12 protein-coding genes are annotated in these 14,748 nt (G+C 52.6%); 4 read left to right on the top strand and 8 right to left on the bottom strand.

What is annotated here, in order from left to right; all coding sequences use genetic code 11:
• Positions 1–173: 173 nt before the first annotated feature.
• The 4 genes from LKE08_RS28990 to LKE08_RS28975 form a co-directional block, all read right to left on the bottom strand.
• Positions 174–917, bottom strand: a complete 744-nt coding sequence (locus LKE08_RS28990; protein WP_324707777.1) for a HEAT repeat domain-containing protein — start codon at positions 915–917, stop codon at positions 174–176.
• A gap of 125 nt (positions 918–1,042) precedes the next feature.
• Positions 1,043–1,519 (bottom strand): GNAT family N-acetyltransferase, encoded by a 477-nt coding sequence (locus tag LKE08_RS28985; RefSeq protein WP_324707776.1) that lies wholly within the window; start codon positions 1,517–1,519, stop codon positions 1,043–1,045.
• Positions 1,512–1,694: a hypothetical protein gene (locus LKE08_RS28980; protein ID WP_324707775.1), complete on the bottom strand. Its 183-nt coding sequence runs from the start codon at positions 1,692–1,694 to the stop codon at positions 1,512–1,514. Before LKE08_RS28980 ends, LKE08_RS28985 begins: the two co-directional genes overlap by 8 nt.
• Before the next feature lie 517 nt (positions 1,695–2,211).
• On the bottom strand, positions 2,212–4,020 hold the full coding sequence (locus LKE08_RS28975) for a sodium:solute symporter family protein (RefSeq protein WP_324707774.1): 1,809 nt from the start codon (positions 4,018–4,020) through the stop codon (positions 2,212–2,214).
• Positions 4,021–4,188: 168 nt separating this feature from the next.
• Here LKE08_RS28975 and LKE08_RS28970 point away from each other — a divergent pair, with 168 nt between their 5' ends.
• Both LKE08_RS28970 and LKE08_RS28965 read left to right on the top strand, forming a co-directional pair.
• Positions 4,189–4,362: a hypothetical protein gene (locus LKE08_RS28970; RefSeq protein WP_324707773.1), complete on the top strand. Its 174-nt coding sequence runs from the start codon at positions 4,189–4,191 to the stop codon at positions 4,360–4,362.
• Between the two features lie 127 nt (positions 4,363–4,489).
• A complete protein-coding gene (locus LKE08_RS28965) occupies positions 4,490–5,317 on the top strand; it encodes an alpha-1,2-fucosyltransferase (RefSeq protein ID WP_324707772.1) in 828 nt (275 codons plus the stop codon).
• 16 nt (positions 5,318–5,333) lie between these two features.
• On the opposite strand, the gene LKE08_RS28960 is transcribed toward LKE08_RS28965, so the two are convergent.
• Both LKE08_RS28960 and LKE08_RS28955 read right to left on the bottom strand, forming a co-directional pair.
• Complete coding sequence (locus LKE08_RS28960; protein ID WP_324707771.1) at positions 5,334–5,927, bottom strand: chromophore lyase CpcT/CpeT; 594 nt, start codon at positions 5,925–5,927, stop codon at positions 5,334–5,336.
• 209 nt (positions 5,928–6,136) lie between these two features.
• A complete protein-coding gene (locus tag LKE08_RS28955; RefSeq protein ID WP_324707770.1) occupies positions 6,137–7,261 on the bottom strand; it encodes an esterase-like activity of phytase family protein in 1,125 nt (374 codons plus the stop codon).
• Positions 7,262–7,553: 292 nt separating this feature from the next.
• Between LKE08_RS28955 and LKE08_RS28950 the strand changes: the two genes are divergently transcribed.
• Complete coding sequence (locus LKE08_RS28950) at positions 7,554–9,263, top strand: hypothetical protein (protein ID WP_324707769.1); 1,710 nt, start codon at positions 7,554–7,556, stop codon at positions 9,261–9,263.
• 119 nt (positions 9,264–9,382) lie between these two features.
• Here the strand turns inward: LKE08_RS28950 and LKE08_RS28945 are convergent, their stop codons facing one another.
• Both LKE08_RS28945 and LKE08_RS28940 read right to left on the bottom strand, forming a co-directional pair.
• Entirely contained in the window at positions 9,383–11,926 is a 2,544-nt protein-coding gene (locus tag LKE08_RS28945) for a glycogen/starch/alpha-glucan phosphorylase (RefSeq protein ID WP_324707768.1), read from the bottom strand.
• A 359-nt stretch (positions 11,927–12,285) separates the two neighbouring features.
• Positions 12,286–13,185, bottom strand: coding sequence for a lysylphosphatidylglycerol synthase domain-containing protein (locus LKE08_RS28940; RefSeq protein ID WP_324707767.1), 900 nt, complete (start codon positions 13,183–13,185; stop codon positions 12,286–12,288).
• 320 nt (positions 13,186–13,505) lie between these two features.
• On the opposite strand from LKE08_RS28940, the gene LKE08_RS28935 reads away from it, so the two are divergent.
• Positions 13,506–14,465 (top strand): class I SAM-dependent methyltransferase, encoded by a 960-nt coding sequence (locus LKE08_RS28935; protein WP_324707766.1) that lies wholly within the window; start codon positions 13,506–13,508, stop codon positions 14,463–14,465.
• Positions 14,466–14,748 lie beyond the last annotated feature (283 nt).

The raw sequence follows: 14,748 nt of genomic DNA, 5'->3' as shown, positions 1-14,748 counted from the left end.
GAATGGGGAATGGGGAATGGGGAATGGGGAATGGGGAATGGGGAATGGGGAAAAATTGATACAGAGGGCAGGCACGGAGGCACTGCCCCTACAGTTATCTGATTATGATAATGTGGTGGCAACCGTCTCTGGTTGCCGGGGCTCCCCCCCGCTTCCCCCCCGCTTCCCCAAATTTAAATCAACCCGTCCATCTGCAATTCTTCGATAATCTGCAATCCTCGGGGATCGCCGACCCGCAGTAACGAGGATTTGGCATCGTCCCGGACGCTGAGATCGTCATCTTCCTCCAGGGACTCAATTAAAGCATCGATCGCCACCGCATAAACCACGTTCGAGGGCAATTCCCGACTCAACTGGCCCAAGGACCAGGCGCAATTGCTGCGGACGGCGGCCACCTCATCCCGCCGCAGGGCCTCGATCACCGGGGGCACGGCCTTCACCACCACGTCATATCCCACCTTCGCCATCTGGCCGAGGGAACTCGCCGCCCACAGCCGCACGGCGGGAATGTCCGTTTTCAGGGCGTCCAGCAGGGTATCCAAAGCCCGGGCGTCGCGGCAGTTTCCCAGGGCCCAAACCAACCCCTTGCGGACGTAACCGTTCCAATCGCGGTTGTATTGGTCGATCAGCGGTTCCACCGCGTCGGGGCTGGGGTTTCGGCCCAAAGCGTAAGCCACGCTCACCCGCACCAGGGGGCAGGAATCCTGCAATAAATGAATCAAAGGCGCGATCGCGCGATCGTCCTGAAGTTCGCAAAACGCCCGCGCCGCAATCATCCGGTGTTGCGGTTCCGGCGATTCGAGCAACGGCAACATCTCCTCCGGATCGGGCTTCGGCGCTTCCTCCTCTTCCCAGTTGTCCAGGGGACTCTCAGCCGTCGGCTGGAAATTAATTACACTCAGTTCATCATCCTCCATATCAATCACTTTACATCAGAGCGAACGCAGATGGAATAATTAACAATTGATAATTGATAATTGATAATTGATAATTGATAGTTATCAATTCATGAGCTTTTCCCCGACTCCCCACTCCCCACTCCCTACTCCCCTGACAGGGGTTTGATCAGACTCAGGGATTGGGACTGGTAGCCCAATTTTTGATAGAGGTTGAGGGCGGGTTGGTTGTGGGTGAAGACTTGGAGGCCGATCGCGCGATCGCCCCGGTTTCTCGCCCAGGTTTCGGCGTATTGGATTAAAGCCGAACCGATGCCCCGGCGGCGGTGTTCCGGGCGGACGTAGAGGAGGAAAATGTGGGAAGTGCGATCGCCCGTCACCTGGTCGATCGCGCTTCCCATCCACAGACAGGCGATCGCGGATGGGTTGTCCCCCCGGTTCGCTTCCACCCACCACAGGGGCGTCCGGCCAGAAAAATACTGATCGACGGTCCGCGCCAGGTGGGAAAATTCCCCGTCGGGGAAGAGTTCCCGGTAGGTGCGGTTCATGAATTTGACCAATAGGGCGCGATCGTGGCCAGACCCCCGGCGGATATCGTAACCCGAAATTAAAGCCTCAGACACGGATCGACGAAACCACCCCCCGCGCCTGTTCTCCCAGATGGTTAATTAATAACCCCACCGGGGCGGGCGCCTGCAAATCTCCCGGCAGGAAAATCCGGGCGCTGACGGCCACCAAGGCCACCAAAAAGATCAGAACCACGATCAGCGGTGCGATGTACTGACGGAAAAAAGCCATATCGGAAATTTCAATGGTTGATGAGAAAAATGGGAAGATCCCGTAACAAATTGTAACGCTTTTCCGGCAATTGCGGCTCTGGGGGAGCGGAGGGGGCGGAGGGGGCGGAGGAGGCAGAGGAGGCGGAGGGGGCGGAGGGGGCAGAGGGGGCAAGTTTATATTAGATTCTGTACAAACTCCCCAATCATCTTTAGATGATTTTGGCTGTTAGCTTGGGAATTGATTCCCAAGCGGGTGTCGTTTGGGCGAGAGAATTGGGGGTGAAAAGAAACCGGGTTTCTATGAGAGTTCCTCGTTCTTAATCCGATAGTCCGCTAGAAACCCGGTTTCTAATTGGCGGTGAGATTGAGGACGAAGAAACCGGAAAGTCCAAAACAACAAAGGCGAAAAATGGTGGGTTACGGCGCCGATGAAAAGTTGTGGGTTTTTCCGAAAAATTACGGCGGCGCCTAACCCACCCTACTGGACTAGGGGGGCGAGAGAATTTGGGGTGATAAGAAACCCGGTCTGCTACACCCTAAATCAAATCCTCATCGTCCAAACCGGGGCGCGGCATGGGGAGCGATCGCGCTTTCGACAACTTTCGCAGCCAGACGCCGCCCACAACCGCCACAATTAGAGACACCCAGGCGACGGTTTGTTGCAATAGCAAAAATCCGCCCGTCGCCAATAGCGTCCCCAACAATAACAAAATCGACGCGAGGACTTTTTGCAAATCCAATTCCAAATCCTGGGCAGGAGATAAACCCGTCTTCACCCGCTGCCGCCGCCAACCTGGTCCCCCCGGTCGCGCCCGTTCGTAGAAAGTTTCCAGGGTATCTTCCGACTCCGGCGCCGTCAGCAGCAGCACCGCCACCCACAGCAGCGTCACGCTGGCGGTGATGAATATGATCCGCCAACCGAAATCCTCGATTTTGAACCCGGGGGAAAGACTCGTCAGCATCCCCACCAAAAAGCTGCCGACGATCGCACTTAACTCCGCCGCCGCGTTCACCCGCCACCAGAACCACCGCAGGATCAGCACCAACCCGGAACCCGTTCCAATGGCAATTACCAAACGAAATACCGTCGCCACGTCCGTCGCCAAAAATGCCGCGATCGCCCCCAAAACCGTCACCAGAACCGACGAAAGCCGCCCCACCAATACCAACTCCCCCTGAGACGCCGCCGGGTTCGCAAACCGCAAATACAGGTCGTTGGTGATGAACGACGCCCCCCAGTTGATGGAAGTCGAAACCGTGCTCATGAACGCCGCCAGCAGCGACGCCGCCACCACCCCCAAAACCCCCACGGGGAGAAAGTCCAGCATCAATTTCGGATAGCCCAATTCTTTATCTGCCAAATCAGGATAAAGAACAATAGAAGCCAGGGCGACCAAAATCCAGGGCCAGGTGCGGATCACATAGTGCATGATATTGAACGTCCAGGCCGCCTTTTCCGCGTCCGCCTCATTTTTCGCCGCCGCGAACCGCTGCACAAATTCCCCGCCGCCGTCACTCCGTCGCCAGGACCACCATTGAATAAAGATATAGGCGAAAAAGGTGCTCGCCGTAATTCCGGCGGTTTTGCTGAAGGAAATCCACCCGTTTTCTCCCCCCACCGTCAGGGGTAAAAGGGAGAGGATATCTTTGTCGGGGGAGGCGAGGGGAACTTGTTCCACCAAGGCATCAATGCCCCCCACACTTCCCAGGGCGAAAGCCGCCACCACAACGGCGCCGAATAATGCCAGAAAAAACTGGAAAAAATCCGTCGCCACCACCCCCCAAAGTCCGGCTAAACCCGCGTAAATCAACACAAAAATGCTGACGCCGATCACGCTGAACAGTTTCAGGTTATTATCCCCCGCCTCGATACCCAAACTCTGCCAAATTTCCAGGGCATCCACCACCTTCACCATCGCCAACATCGCGTAGCCGATCGCGATACAATTCATGGGAACGGCAAAAATAAACGCCTTCACCCCCCGCAGGATCGCCCCCATCCGGCCCCCGTAGCGGAGTTCCGTCAGTTCGGCATCGGTGAGCACTTCCGATCGCCGCCACATCCTGGCGAAAATGTAGATCATGATCACATGGGAGATGCCGAAGGTCCACCACTCCCAGTTGCCGGCGATGCCGCGGTTGGCGACGACGCCGGTGATGTAGAGGGGGGTGTCGATGGAAAACGTCGTCGCCGCCATGCTGATGCCAGCCAGCCACCAGGGCAGCGATCGCCCCGAGACGAAGAAATCGGCCAGACTTTTCGACCCCTTCCGCGACAGGTACAGCCCCATCGCCATCGTCAAAATCAGGTAAATCAGGACAATCAGCCAGTCGATCGGATGCATGAATTGAAGTTTCCGGAGTTTGGGGGATCTATCATACTTTGCCCGGTCCGATCTCGTCTAGCCGCCGCTCCGCGTTTCTCGGGGAAGATCCGGAAAGATCCGGCGGCGATCTGAAAAGTTGTCAAAACGGTAATTATGCTGTTATCTTGCAAGTGTAATCCGTTGGAGATGAGTCCTCGAATTGGCTGCATTCTACACACTTATTTTGAAGGGCGGTTGACGGTCGGATCGGAACCCTTGGGAGCGATCGCCGGACTCACCTCACGACCGGAGCTATGGGTGCATTGTATGGCGATCGCCAGGACGGTCGGGACATCTGAAAATCCCCAAACCTCCCCATGACGGACAGTGGAGCGAAAGCCGATGGCTGAAAGTTGACTGCCGATTGCTATATCAACCCCCAAAATTGACAAAATTCGATCCGTTCGTTCCCCATGTTCGGGTGGATATCCAGGCGGAGATAGATGTTATGGTGACAAATTCGCAGATCGGGAAATACGGGTTGGGGGAGCAACTGTTTCAATATGCCGTTTTGAAACGGATCGCCTTACAGAGGCATTACCGGTTGCGACTCAACGTATCCCACAAAAATTTCTTGTTGTCAGAATTTAAGATCGGAAATTATGAAATTATCACCCCGGAGGAGGCAGAAAAAATTACCAATTTATATCAAGAAAAACACTTTCACTTTGACCCCGGCGTATTAGCCGTACCTTTCGATACCGACCTGCGCGGTCACTTTCAATCCGAGAAGTATTTCCGACCGATCGCCGACATCATTAGAAAAGAACTGACCTGCCAAAATCAAGCCATTACTGAAACCGTTAATCATTTCACAAATCGGCTGAGGATAGATGGGTCTGAATTGATTTCAATTTATGTAAAACGGGGCAATCTTTTGTTAGATAAAAGTCTGGAGATTGACACTTCACCGGGCTGCAATTATTATCGAAAGGCGATGGATTATTTTCAAAAAAATGGCGATCGCCCGATCTTCGTTATCTGTTCGGACGATCTCGAATGGTGCCGCCAGAATTTCCAACATCCAAACGTCGTCTATTCGCCCTTCGCGACGGAACTGGAAAATTTGGAATTGATGCGGAGCTGCGATCGCAATATCATCGCCAATAACGCCCTCAGTTGGTGGGGGGCTTGGCTCAACGACAGTCCTCAAAAACAGGCGATCGCCCCCAAGCAGTGGTTCGGACTCGGCCTGCGCCGGTTGGGGATTCCCTTATCCCTGAAACTGCCCGACTCGACCCAAGATTTGATCCCGAAAAGCTGGATCACAATCTGAGATCCGGGATTTGATATTAACTCACTTTCACCTCGTCGGCAAAACTCGCCCAGCGCACGAATTCAAACGGTCCGGCGATGGAACCCCAGAGGTGTTCGTCGGTTTCCGGGTCCATGCCGCGATCGTGGCTGACGAAGCGATCGGCGTCGATTTCAAACCGGCTGTCCAGGTAGGTCCGTTTCCCCTTCCGTTCCACCATGCAGCCTTTCCCCGGTTCCACTTCCCCCTTGAACCCCGTCCCCGTCCAGTGGGTGATGAACGTGCAACCGGGCAGTTTTTGCAACTGTTCCGTCTTCATGGTTTTCAGCCGTTCCGGTTGCCGGGAGGCCCCGAAAAATTCCTCCTGGCCGGCGATCGCGTAATTTTCCACCTGGATGTGATCTCCGGCGGGAACCAGCTTCAGCACCCGCACCCGATAGGGCCGCATCAGGTCGATATCGTAGGCCTGTTCCAAATACAGGCTCAGACCGTCCGTCAGTTCCCAGGGGAGGGGACGCACGCAGACGCGGATGTGGGCGAAAAAGGGCGGATTTTCAAAGGCCTGGGCCTGGTTGCTGAAGTCGGAAGCCAGCCACCGGCCCAAGGTGAGAATATCTGTGGCGTGTGTCATGGAATGGAAAAAATTCAGTTCGCAACACTCAACCTTTCAGGATACTACAAAACAGGGTGGAGGGAGCGGGGGAGGCGGAGGAGGCAACGGTGAAGCGGAGGGAGTGGAGGAGGGCAGGCACGGAGGCAGAGCCCCTACAACTCGGGATTTAGGGAATCTAAAATCTAACATTAGGGCGCAAGCCTTGTGCCCCTACAATCTAAAATTCCCTAACTCTCCCGGAGGCGGAAGAGGAACAGCCGCGTCGGGTTGTCTGCGATCGCGATCAAACTTTGTCCGCCGTCGGGGAGCCGGGGACCCAGAGTCATGGCGGTGACGGCGGCATCGATGCCGGAGGCTGGCCAATCCAGCAGCAGTTGTTTTCGCAGGGGTTGCACTTTGGTCAGTTCTCCCCGCAAACTGGCGATGCGGGTGGTGTCGGTGGAGTCGCCGCTGAACACTTGATAAATAGCCGTTCCCAGGCCGTCGGGCGATCGCTCCAAACTCAAAAACGAGCCGCCCCGGTTGAGGGCGACGAATCCCGCCAGGTCGGTTCCGGGCGAGTTTTCATCAAAAGGATACAGGTTTTCGGAGACGAGGAAAGACGCGCGATCGGCAATCACATAATGCAGCAGGCGCACTTTTGGCGGGCGATCGCTATCTAAATCCTGCAACAGCGGGGCTTCCGGGGCGACAAATAACCGAAACGGGTCCATTCCGCCGGCACTGAAGCCGTCCGGGGCGATGGAAAGGGATTTCAGGCCCAATTTGGGTTGCAGCCCTTGTTCGGCATCTTCCCGGGGAAAATAGGTGGGGGGGAGGGGGACGTCGTTTTTGAGTTGTCCGGTTTCCAGGTCGTATTCTCCCACCCGGAAGGGGCGATCGGGTTCGTCGGTGGCGGCGGCCACAAAGACGGATTTTCGGGGGGAAAAGACGATGCTGCGGGGATGGACGGCGAGGGGCTCGCCGGTGGATTCCCGCAAAATGGTGGTGTCTTCAAGGGCGATCTCGGAGATGTCGTCCCCGTCCCCAAATTCCAGCCGCAGGGTATAAAATTCCGGATCGCTGGCCGCCAACCCGTAGAAGCGAATTCCTTTGTCGGCGGGTTCTCCGTAGCCACTAATCTCGTAGGTGAGATCCGAAATGGGTTTGTCTTCCGGTAACTGGTAGTCCCCCAGATACTCCAGGGACAAGTCCAGAAACATTCGTTGCTCGGCGGAGACTTGGGGGATGTCGCAACCCGTCAGGAGAGTCAGCAAAAGGGCGGTGCACAGGGCGATCGCTCCCCGGAGGCACGGGAACGGGCTAACTTTAGCATATGGCTGAAATTTACCATATTTTCGATCAACTGTCAAGATTTGACTCCTTTTTTTTACAATTTCCTAATCTTAATTTAAGGGTTTTGGGGCGCGAGATTGCATCCGCAACGCTTTGCGATCGCACCTTTTTAAATTTGACAAAACTCGAACAATCGATCGCTCGTCCTGTCGGAGTCGTCGAGGGGGATGGTGAAGTCCGTCATCATTTTAGGTTGAAGGATTGTAATCGAATTCGATCCAATTATACTATGGGAGTGCATTGGGAGGTCAAAAAAATTTTCCCCCGAGGCACGGAGGAACGAGTCGATGTCGATCGTTCCGAATCTCAATGTTACTATATCTCTTTTTTGGGATGGCGTGGGAGGCACCGAAGGTGAAACAAAAAGCGATCGCACTTTTTCAGCAATATCGATGCGACATGATTTTACTCGTCTCTCTGCTGATCGCCGGAATTAAGCTGGTTTTAAATATCGATCGCGTCAGCGATTTGCGGATGTTCGACGAGACGATATATTTGGCTTCCGGCTTGCAGTTGATCGAAGACGGACTCCCCGATCCGCAGTGGGGGCCGCTTTATGGAGTGTGGTATTTTCTATTATCAAGATTGACATCCGATCCCGTCAATCTGCATTTTTTTAATCAGCAAGTTTTGCCGATCACAATTGTCATCGCACTCTATCTCTATTTGCGGACGCTGGCGGTTTCTCCGGCAATCTCCCTCGCCGCGTCCGGTTTATTTTTGATATCGGATATTTTGGAAATCGATCCCCGTCCCACCCATTTCGCACTGCTGATTTTACTGATAACTTTGATTGTCGCCACTCCGACTCGAACCGCGATCGCCTATTTATCCCGTCTGGGCATCGGGGTTTTATTGATGTCCTACGTCCGTCCGGAATATACGCTGTCGGTGGTTCTGATTTTGGCGATCGCTATTTATGAACTGATCTACAGTTTCAAAACACCCGTCAATCGAAAACGCAATTTTTCCGAAATCGGCTTATTCTTGTTGTCCGCCATATTATTACTAATTTTGATTGGCAATCCCCTGGCAGGCGGACGCAGTTGGTTTGCCTTCAGCCAGCATTTTTCCCTTAATTGGGCGGCTTGGAACCATCTCACGTTAAATCCTTGGGATCATCATGTCGATTGGATTCCCATTCTGTTTGACGGTGCGGATAACCTCGCCGAAGCCTTTGGGAATTCCCCGGTTTTATTCGTCCGCCACATTCTCGCCAATTTGAATCGATATCTCAACACATCCATCGCCATCCTCTTTGTCTCTTTTCAATCCTTCGGTTGGAGTTCGGTTTTTGTCGATAAACTGATTTTTGCCGAAATCGTTCTGTTGGCGTTTATCTGTCGGCGCATCTTTCAAAAAAGAACTCGAATTATTCAGAATTTGGATCGGAAACAGTGGCGGCGTTTGACTGTCACCGCTGCGGTTCTTTTTCTGGCGATTTTTCCGTCGGCAATTCTGATTTATCCGCGATCGCACTATTTAATTATTCAGGGTGCATTTTTGTCGATCATCTTGGCTGTCTTATTCGATGCCAGCATCGCCACATCCCCACGACAACACTTGAGGATCGATCGGGCGATCGCAGCGGGAAGCATTCTGATTCTGTTGACTCCGAATCTGGCGTTCGGGTGGTGTATCGCCTACGACTGGTGCGGCATTCCCCGCCACTTTGGTTCGGTAGAACTTCCCCACCAAAACACCGTCAATTTTATCCGAAATTTGAACATCGAAACCCCCGTCAAACTGCTGGATGCCGACGGCGGTTTCGCCACCTATTTGGGGGACAACTACACTGGGGTTTTGCCGTGGGACAAATCCCGCGATCGCACCATCGACGAATTTCTACAAAACAATCAAGCCGACGCCATATTGGTGACACCGACACTGACGGGACATCCCAACTTTCGGGGCGATCGGCAATTCCAGGATTTACTCAAAAATCCCCGATCCCGAGGATTTATCGAATATCTAATCCCCCAAACCCAATTTCGCTTCCTCCTCAAACAAAAAGAATAATATCTCTCTGTGTCCTCCGTGTCTGGAGTGGTTAATTTAATAATTTAAAAACCCGATTTCCAGGACAATCCTAGAAATCGGGTTAGAGGGAAAATTGAATTGATGCCAGATGCCAAAAATTAGGATTTCACACTCAAACCGGCTTGGGCTTGAACGTAATCCGCCAATTCGATGGGGACGGCTTTAGCTTGCCAGATTTCCTCGCAATATTCGCGGATGGCGCGATCAGAGGAAAACTTGCCGCTGCGGGCGGTATTCAGGATGGACATCCGCAGCCACAAATCGCGATCGCGCCACACTTGAGACACCCGATCCTGGCAGTCGATATAAGCCTGATAATCGGCGAATAGCATATACTGATCTTGGTGCAACAAGGAATCCACCAACGGTTGAAAGAGGGTGCTATCCCCGTCGGAAAAATAGCCGGAACTGATCGCGTCGATAACCGCCTTCAATTGGGGATTGCCATAATAGTAATCCCAGGGATTGTAACCCTCGGCTTTGCGTTGGTAAACCTCCTCGGCTGTCAAACCGAACAGGAAGAAATTCTCCTCCCCGACCTCTTCGCGGATCTCGATATTCGCCCCGTCCAGCGTTCCGATCGTTAGGGCGCCGTTGAGGGAAAACTTCATATTTCCCGTGCCGGACGCCTCCTTTCCGGCGGTGGAAATTTGTTCGGACAGGTCGGCGGCGGGATACACCATCTGGCTGTTGGTGACGTTGTAATCGGGGATAAAGACAACTTTCAGGCGATCGCGGACGTCCGGATCGTTGTTCACCACCTCACCCACCGAGTTGATCAGTTTGATGACCAATTTTGCCATAAAATAACCCGGCGCCGCCTTGCCGCCAAAAATAAACGTGCGGGGGGCAATATTAATGTCGGGGTCTTCTTTGATGCGGTTGTAGAGGGTGATAATGTGCAGGACGTTGAGATGTTGGCGCTTGTACTCGTGGATGCGCTTCACCTGAATGTCAAACAGGGATTCGGGGTTCACCGTCACGCCGACTTTCTGTCGGATGCGATTCGCGAGATCTCCCTTGATCTCCAATTTAATCTGTCCCCAGCGATCGCGAAATTCCGGATCGTCAACCAACCCTTCCAACTTCCGCAATTCGTCCAAATGGGTAATCCAATTGTCGCCAATTTTATCGGAAATCAACTGAGTTAAACGGGGGTTATTTTCCACGATCCAGCGGCGGGGCGTAACACCGTTGGTTTTGTTGCTGAATTTCTCCGGAAACAGTTCGTAAAAATCTCGCAGCGTGTCCTGTTTTAACAGTTCGGTGTGGAGCTCCGCCACCCCGTTGATGGCGTGGCTTCCCAGGCCGGCGAGGTTCGCCATCCGAATGTAGCGTTCCCCGGCTTCATCGATGAGGGACAGCCGCGAAATTTTGCCACCGTCGCGGCCGTTTGTATTTTGCAACTCTTCCAAAAATCGGCGGTTGATTTCGTAGATAATTTCTAAGTGGCGGGGCAGGAGGCTTCCGAACAGACCCACCGGCCATTTTTCCAACGCTTCCGGCAACAAAGTGTGGTTGGTATAGGCGAAGGTTTTCTGGGTAATTTCCCAGGCTTTATTCCAGGGTATCCCTTGTTCGTCCACCAACAAACGCATCAGTTCCGCCACGCCGATGGAGGGGTGGGTGTCGTTGAGTTGGACGGCGAATTTTTCGTGGAATGTTTCCAAGCTGCCGCCGGACTGCAAATGGAAACGGATCATGTCCTGTAAGGAACAGGAAACAAAGAAAAATTGCTGTTCGAGTCGCAGTTGTTTTCCCTGGAGGGGTTCGTCGTTGGGATAGAGAACTTTGGTGATATTTTCGGAGACGACTTTTTGATCGACGGCCCCGTAGTAATCCCCCAAATTGAAGGCTTGGAAATTGAACGATTCGGGCGCCTCGGCTTTCCACAGGCGCAGGGTGTTGACGGTGTTGACTTTGTAGCCGGTGATGGGGGTGTCGTAGGGGATTCCTTTGACAACTTGGTGGGGAATCCAGCGGACTCGGTACTCACCCGTTTCGTCGGTGTAACTTTCGGTGTAGCCGCCGAATTTCACTTTCACCGCCGCTTCCGGCCGGGCGATTTCCCAGGGGTTGCCATTTTGCAGCCATTTGTCCGTAATTTCGACTTGCCAGCCGTCTTTAATTTCCTGGTCAAAAATGCCGAATTCGTAGCGGATGCCGTAACCGATCGCCGGAACTTCCAAGGTGGAGAGGGAGTCCATGTAGCAAGCCGCCAGACGCCCCAAACCGCCGTTGCCCAACCCCGGTTCTTCTTCTTGTTCGACTAATTCTTGAAAGTTCAAACCGGAGGCTTCGACGGCTTGACGGACGGGCTCGTAAATTCCCAAGTTGGTGAGATTATTAACCAAGTGAGGGCCGAGGAGAAATTCCGCCGACAGGTAACAGACGACTTTCACGTCGGATTTGAGGGTCGCCGTGCGGACGGTATTCAGCCACCGCTGCAACAGACGATCGCGGACGGTGTAAGATAAGGCCAGGTAGAAGTCATTCAGGGTGGCAATTTCCGGATATTTTCCCTGGATATAAAACAGGTTATCTGCAAAAGCACGCCGCAGAGTTTCGATGTCCAATCCCGTGCGATCGTCTTCGATGGTAATGTTTCCGAAGGCCGGTTGTTCCTGTGGAGTTATGGTCATGGCTGGTTCCCACCTTTTAAATAATCGTTTCCATGTTGACATCAAGTCTTGCCCCTCCGAAATTTAATGGATTGTCCGGTTACACTTTCCTGAGTGTAGGTCGATTGACGGATCGGACAACTCAAGTCTTCAGTAGGGTAACGCTGTCAAGTTAAGGTTAGCTAAAAATTCGGTTAAAATGGAACAAGTTTTGATTTTTTTTATAAATTCAACCGGAAAAGGACTCCCCGTCCCCCACCCCCGGATCGCCACTGTATCAAATTGGCCAGAATTTGAACTCGAAAGTCTGAATTTTGTCCCGTCTGAACGTCCGTTCCGGGACTAAATGGGCGGATCTTTTTGGGGTCGAATTCTTGCCTTTAAAGATTGAGATCTGCACGGTTTTTTTTCCCCTCGTAAACGCCGATCAATAAAACCGCAACGACCAAGGGGAAAAAATAGTAGATTCCTCGAAAAACTAGCAGCAGGCTAAACAACGTCGTTTTTTTTATCGCGGGAGTCAGAGACAAAAGGAAGACGGTTTCAAAGACACCTAATCCTCCCGGAACGGTACTGAGTAAACCGGCGACCATCGCCAGCATATAGATGCCGAAAAATTGCGGATATGATAGGTTATATTGTCGGGGTAATAGCAGATAAAGTGCGGCGGCTGCAAAGCCCCAATCGAGTGTAAAAACTACAATCTGTCCGAGGGCGAGTTTGAGGGAGGGAAAGCGAAATGAGAGCGATCGCAGCCGCAACGGCGATGGGTGCAGCCCACAAATTCCTAAATAAAGTCCCGTCAATAAAAGAAAGGTAATTCCCCCAATTCGCAGAGAGTCAAATGGCAGGTCTAATTGGGAGGGGAGGATGAGGGGTTCGATTAAAAATACCCCACCGCCGATCGCACAAATTCCCACCCACAGGCTGAGGTTTGAAAAGACGATCACCTGGGCAATTTTGAGGGTTGATATTCCCCAACTTGAATAGAAACGATAACGGATCGCACCGCCACTCAATGCGGCGAAACCGATACTGGGACTGACGGCATAGGCGATCAAGCTGGCAAAGGCAATTTTAGCGCGAGATAGGGGTTGTTTGATGTAAGCAAAAGCCAGGATATCATAACAAGCGATCGCCCCGTAACTGATCACCGTAAAACCAACCGTCCCCAGCAGGGTATGGGGATCGAATTGCCGGAGATTGATCCAAATTTTACGATAATCTTGGGCTTGTAATTCTCGCAATATCGCGACGATAGCGAGACTAAAAATTACCAATCCAAGGAGGGAAAATAAACGGCGTATAATTGGAGAATTTGATGGAGGCATTAATGAAGCAGCAGATTCACGCTCGGATCGGCTGAAATGGAATCAAAGGCGATCGCACCTTACCATCATAGCATCGCCGTTCGGATTGTGAAGCGATCAAGGGCTGTCCGTCAACTTGCGTTGCCAATGATCAGATCGTAGATGAAAACGATTTCCGAACCCATGAGAGCGATCGCCCCGCCGGAGATGCGCCGATTTTGAAAAGGGATCTGAATCTGTTGTAAGATGATCGATCAGTTACCATTGGGTGATCGCCATCACATCGAGCTATGACCGCAAGCGACAAAATCAAGCCGGACTGGGCGGGGGAAGACCTGCTTTCCCGTTTCGTCAACCTCCTGATTCAAACGAAGCCGATTTATGCCCTCATGAAGCAACAGGCGAGACGGGTACTGATCAAAACAGCCGAAAAAAAGGGCATCCCCTGGCGGGACAATTCTCGCCAACTGGAAGCCTCCGACGCCGCCGAGTTGTTCGACACGATCGCCGATCCGAATTGGGTTTATCCCGACTATTATCAACTGCCCTTCCACGCCTATGACCAGGGGAATTTGTGCTGGAAAGCCGCCTTCGAGGCGGAGTCCGCCACCTACGCGATGGCGTTGCGGGTATGGCCCGGGGAAGAGTTGACTTGGGAGGCGGCACAGGAACGGTTGCGATCGAGTTTTCACCAAGTGTTAGAAACCTACAGCCCCCACCCAGTCCGGGATGTGTTAGACCTGGGGTGCTCGGTGGGCATTTCGACGCGGTGGCTGCACCGATTTTATCAAAATCGACAAGAAACCCCCGTGCGGACGGTGGGTTTGGATTTGTCGCCCTATATGTTATCGGTGGCAAAGTTCCGAGATTCTCAAGGGGAAATCGCCGAATGGAAGCACGGGAACGCAGAAAAAATGGACTTTCCCGACGAGTCCTTCGACGTAGTGACGTTGCAGTTTTTAATTCACGAATTGCCCCGGACGGCGACGCGGGAAATCTTCCGAGAAACCGGGCGAGTTTTGCGTCCCGGCGGCTGTCTGGCCATCGTTGACAATAATCCCAAGTCCCCGGTGATTCAAAATTTGCCCCCCGTCCTCTTTACCCTGATGAAAAGTACGGAACCTTGGACCGACGATTTTTACACCTTCGACGTGGAGGCGGCTTTGCAAGAGGTCGGATTTGACTACAAAACCACCGTCGCCAGCGATCGCCGCCACCGCACGATTATCGCTCTCAAGCCGAAACATTAAAATTTTGTTAAAATTTTGCAAAATTTCGACTTTTTTTTGGCGATCGCTTGCCTTTTCCGAAAAATTTTGATATGCTTTTTATATAATGGGAATATTTGCAAAATTTTTATTTGTGTTACCACTCCCATTGTGGAAGCTTATGTCAATATTCTACCCCCCGCCCCGGCCACCTGTCAACCCCTTTTCCCGACAAAAATCGATCGCGATGGGGGAGTCACGTCAGTCGCTTCGGGAATCGAGGATCGGGGAAGCCTCAATAATTATCAATTCTCAATTATCAATT

The sequence above is a fragment of the Lyngbya sp. CCY1209 genome, assembly GCF_035615495.1.
Classification (GTDB): Bacteria; Cyanobacteriota; Cyanobacteriia; order Cyanobacteriales; family Microcoleaceae; genus Limnospira.
This window is presented reverse-complemented; position numbering and strand designations above follow the sequence as displayed.

Bases quoted from the DNA above. Each gene is read 5' to 3' on its own strand.
- LKE08_RS28950 (WP_324707769.1), top strand. From the start codon at position 7,554: ATGTTACTATATCTCTTTTTTGGGATGGCGTGGGAGGCACCGAAGGTG.
- LKE08_RS28975 (WP_324707774.1), bottom strand. From the start codon at position 4,020: ATGCATCCGATCGACTGGCTGATTGTCCTGATTTACCTGATTTTGACG.
- LKE08_RS28965 (WP_324707772.1), top strand. From the start codon at position 4,490: ATGGTGACAAATTCGCAGATCGGGAAATACGGGTTGGGGGAGCAACTG.
- LKE08_RS28990 (WP_324707777.1), bottom strand. From the start codon at position 917: ATGGAGGATGATGAACTGAGTGTAATTAATTTCCAGCCGACGGCTGAG.
- LKE08_RS28945 (WP_324707768.1), bottom strand. From the start codon at position 11,926: ATGACCATAACTCCACAGGAACAACCGGCCTTCGGAAACATTACCATC.
- LKE08_RS28935 (WP_324707766.1), top strand. From the start codon at position 13,506: ATGACCGCAAGCGACAAAATCAAGCCGGACTGGGCGGGGGAAGACCTG.
- LKE08_RS28980 (WP_324707775.1), bottom strand. From the start codon at position 1,694: ATGGCTTTTTTCCGTCAGTACATCGCACCGCTGATCGTGGTTCTGATC.
- LKE08_RS28970 (WP_324707773.1), top strand. From the start codon at position 4,189: ATGAGTCCTCGAATTGGCTGCATTCTACACACTTATTTTGAAGGGCGG.
- LKE08_RS28960 (WP_324707771.1), bottom strand. From the start codon at position 5,927: ATGACACACGCCACAGATATTCTCACCTTGGGCCGGTGGCTGGCTTCC.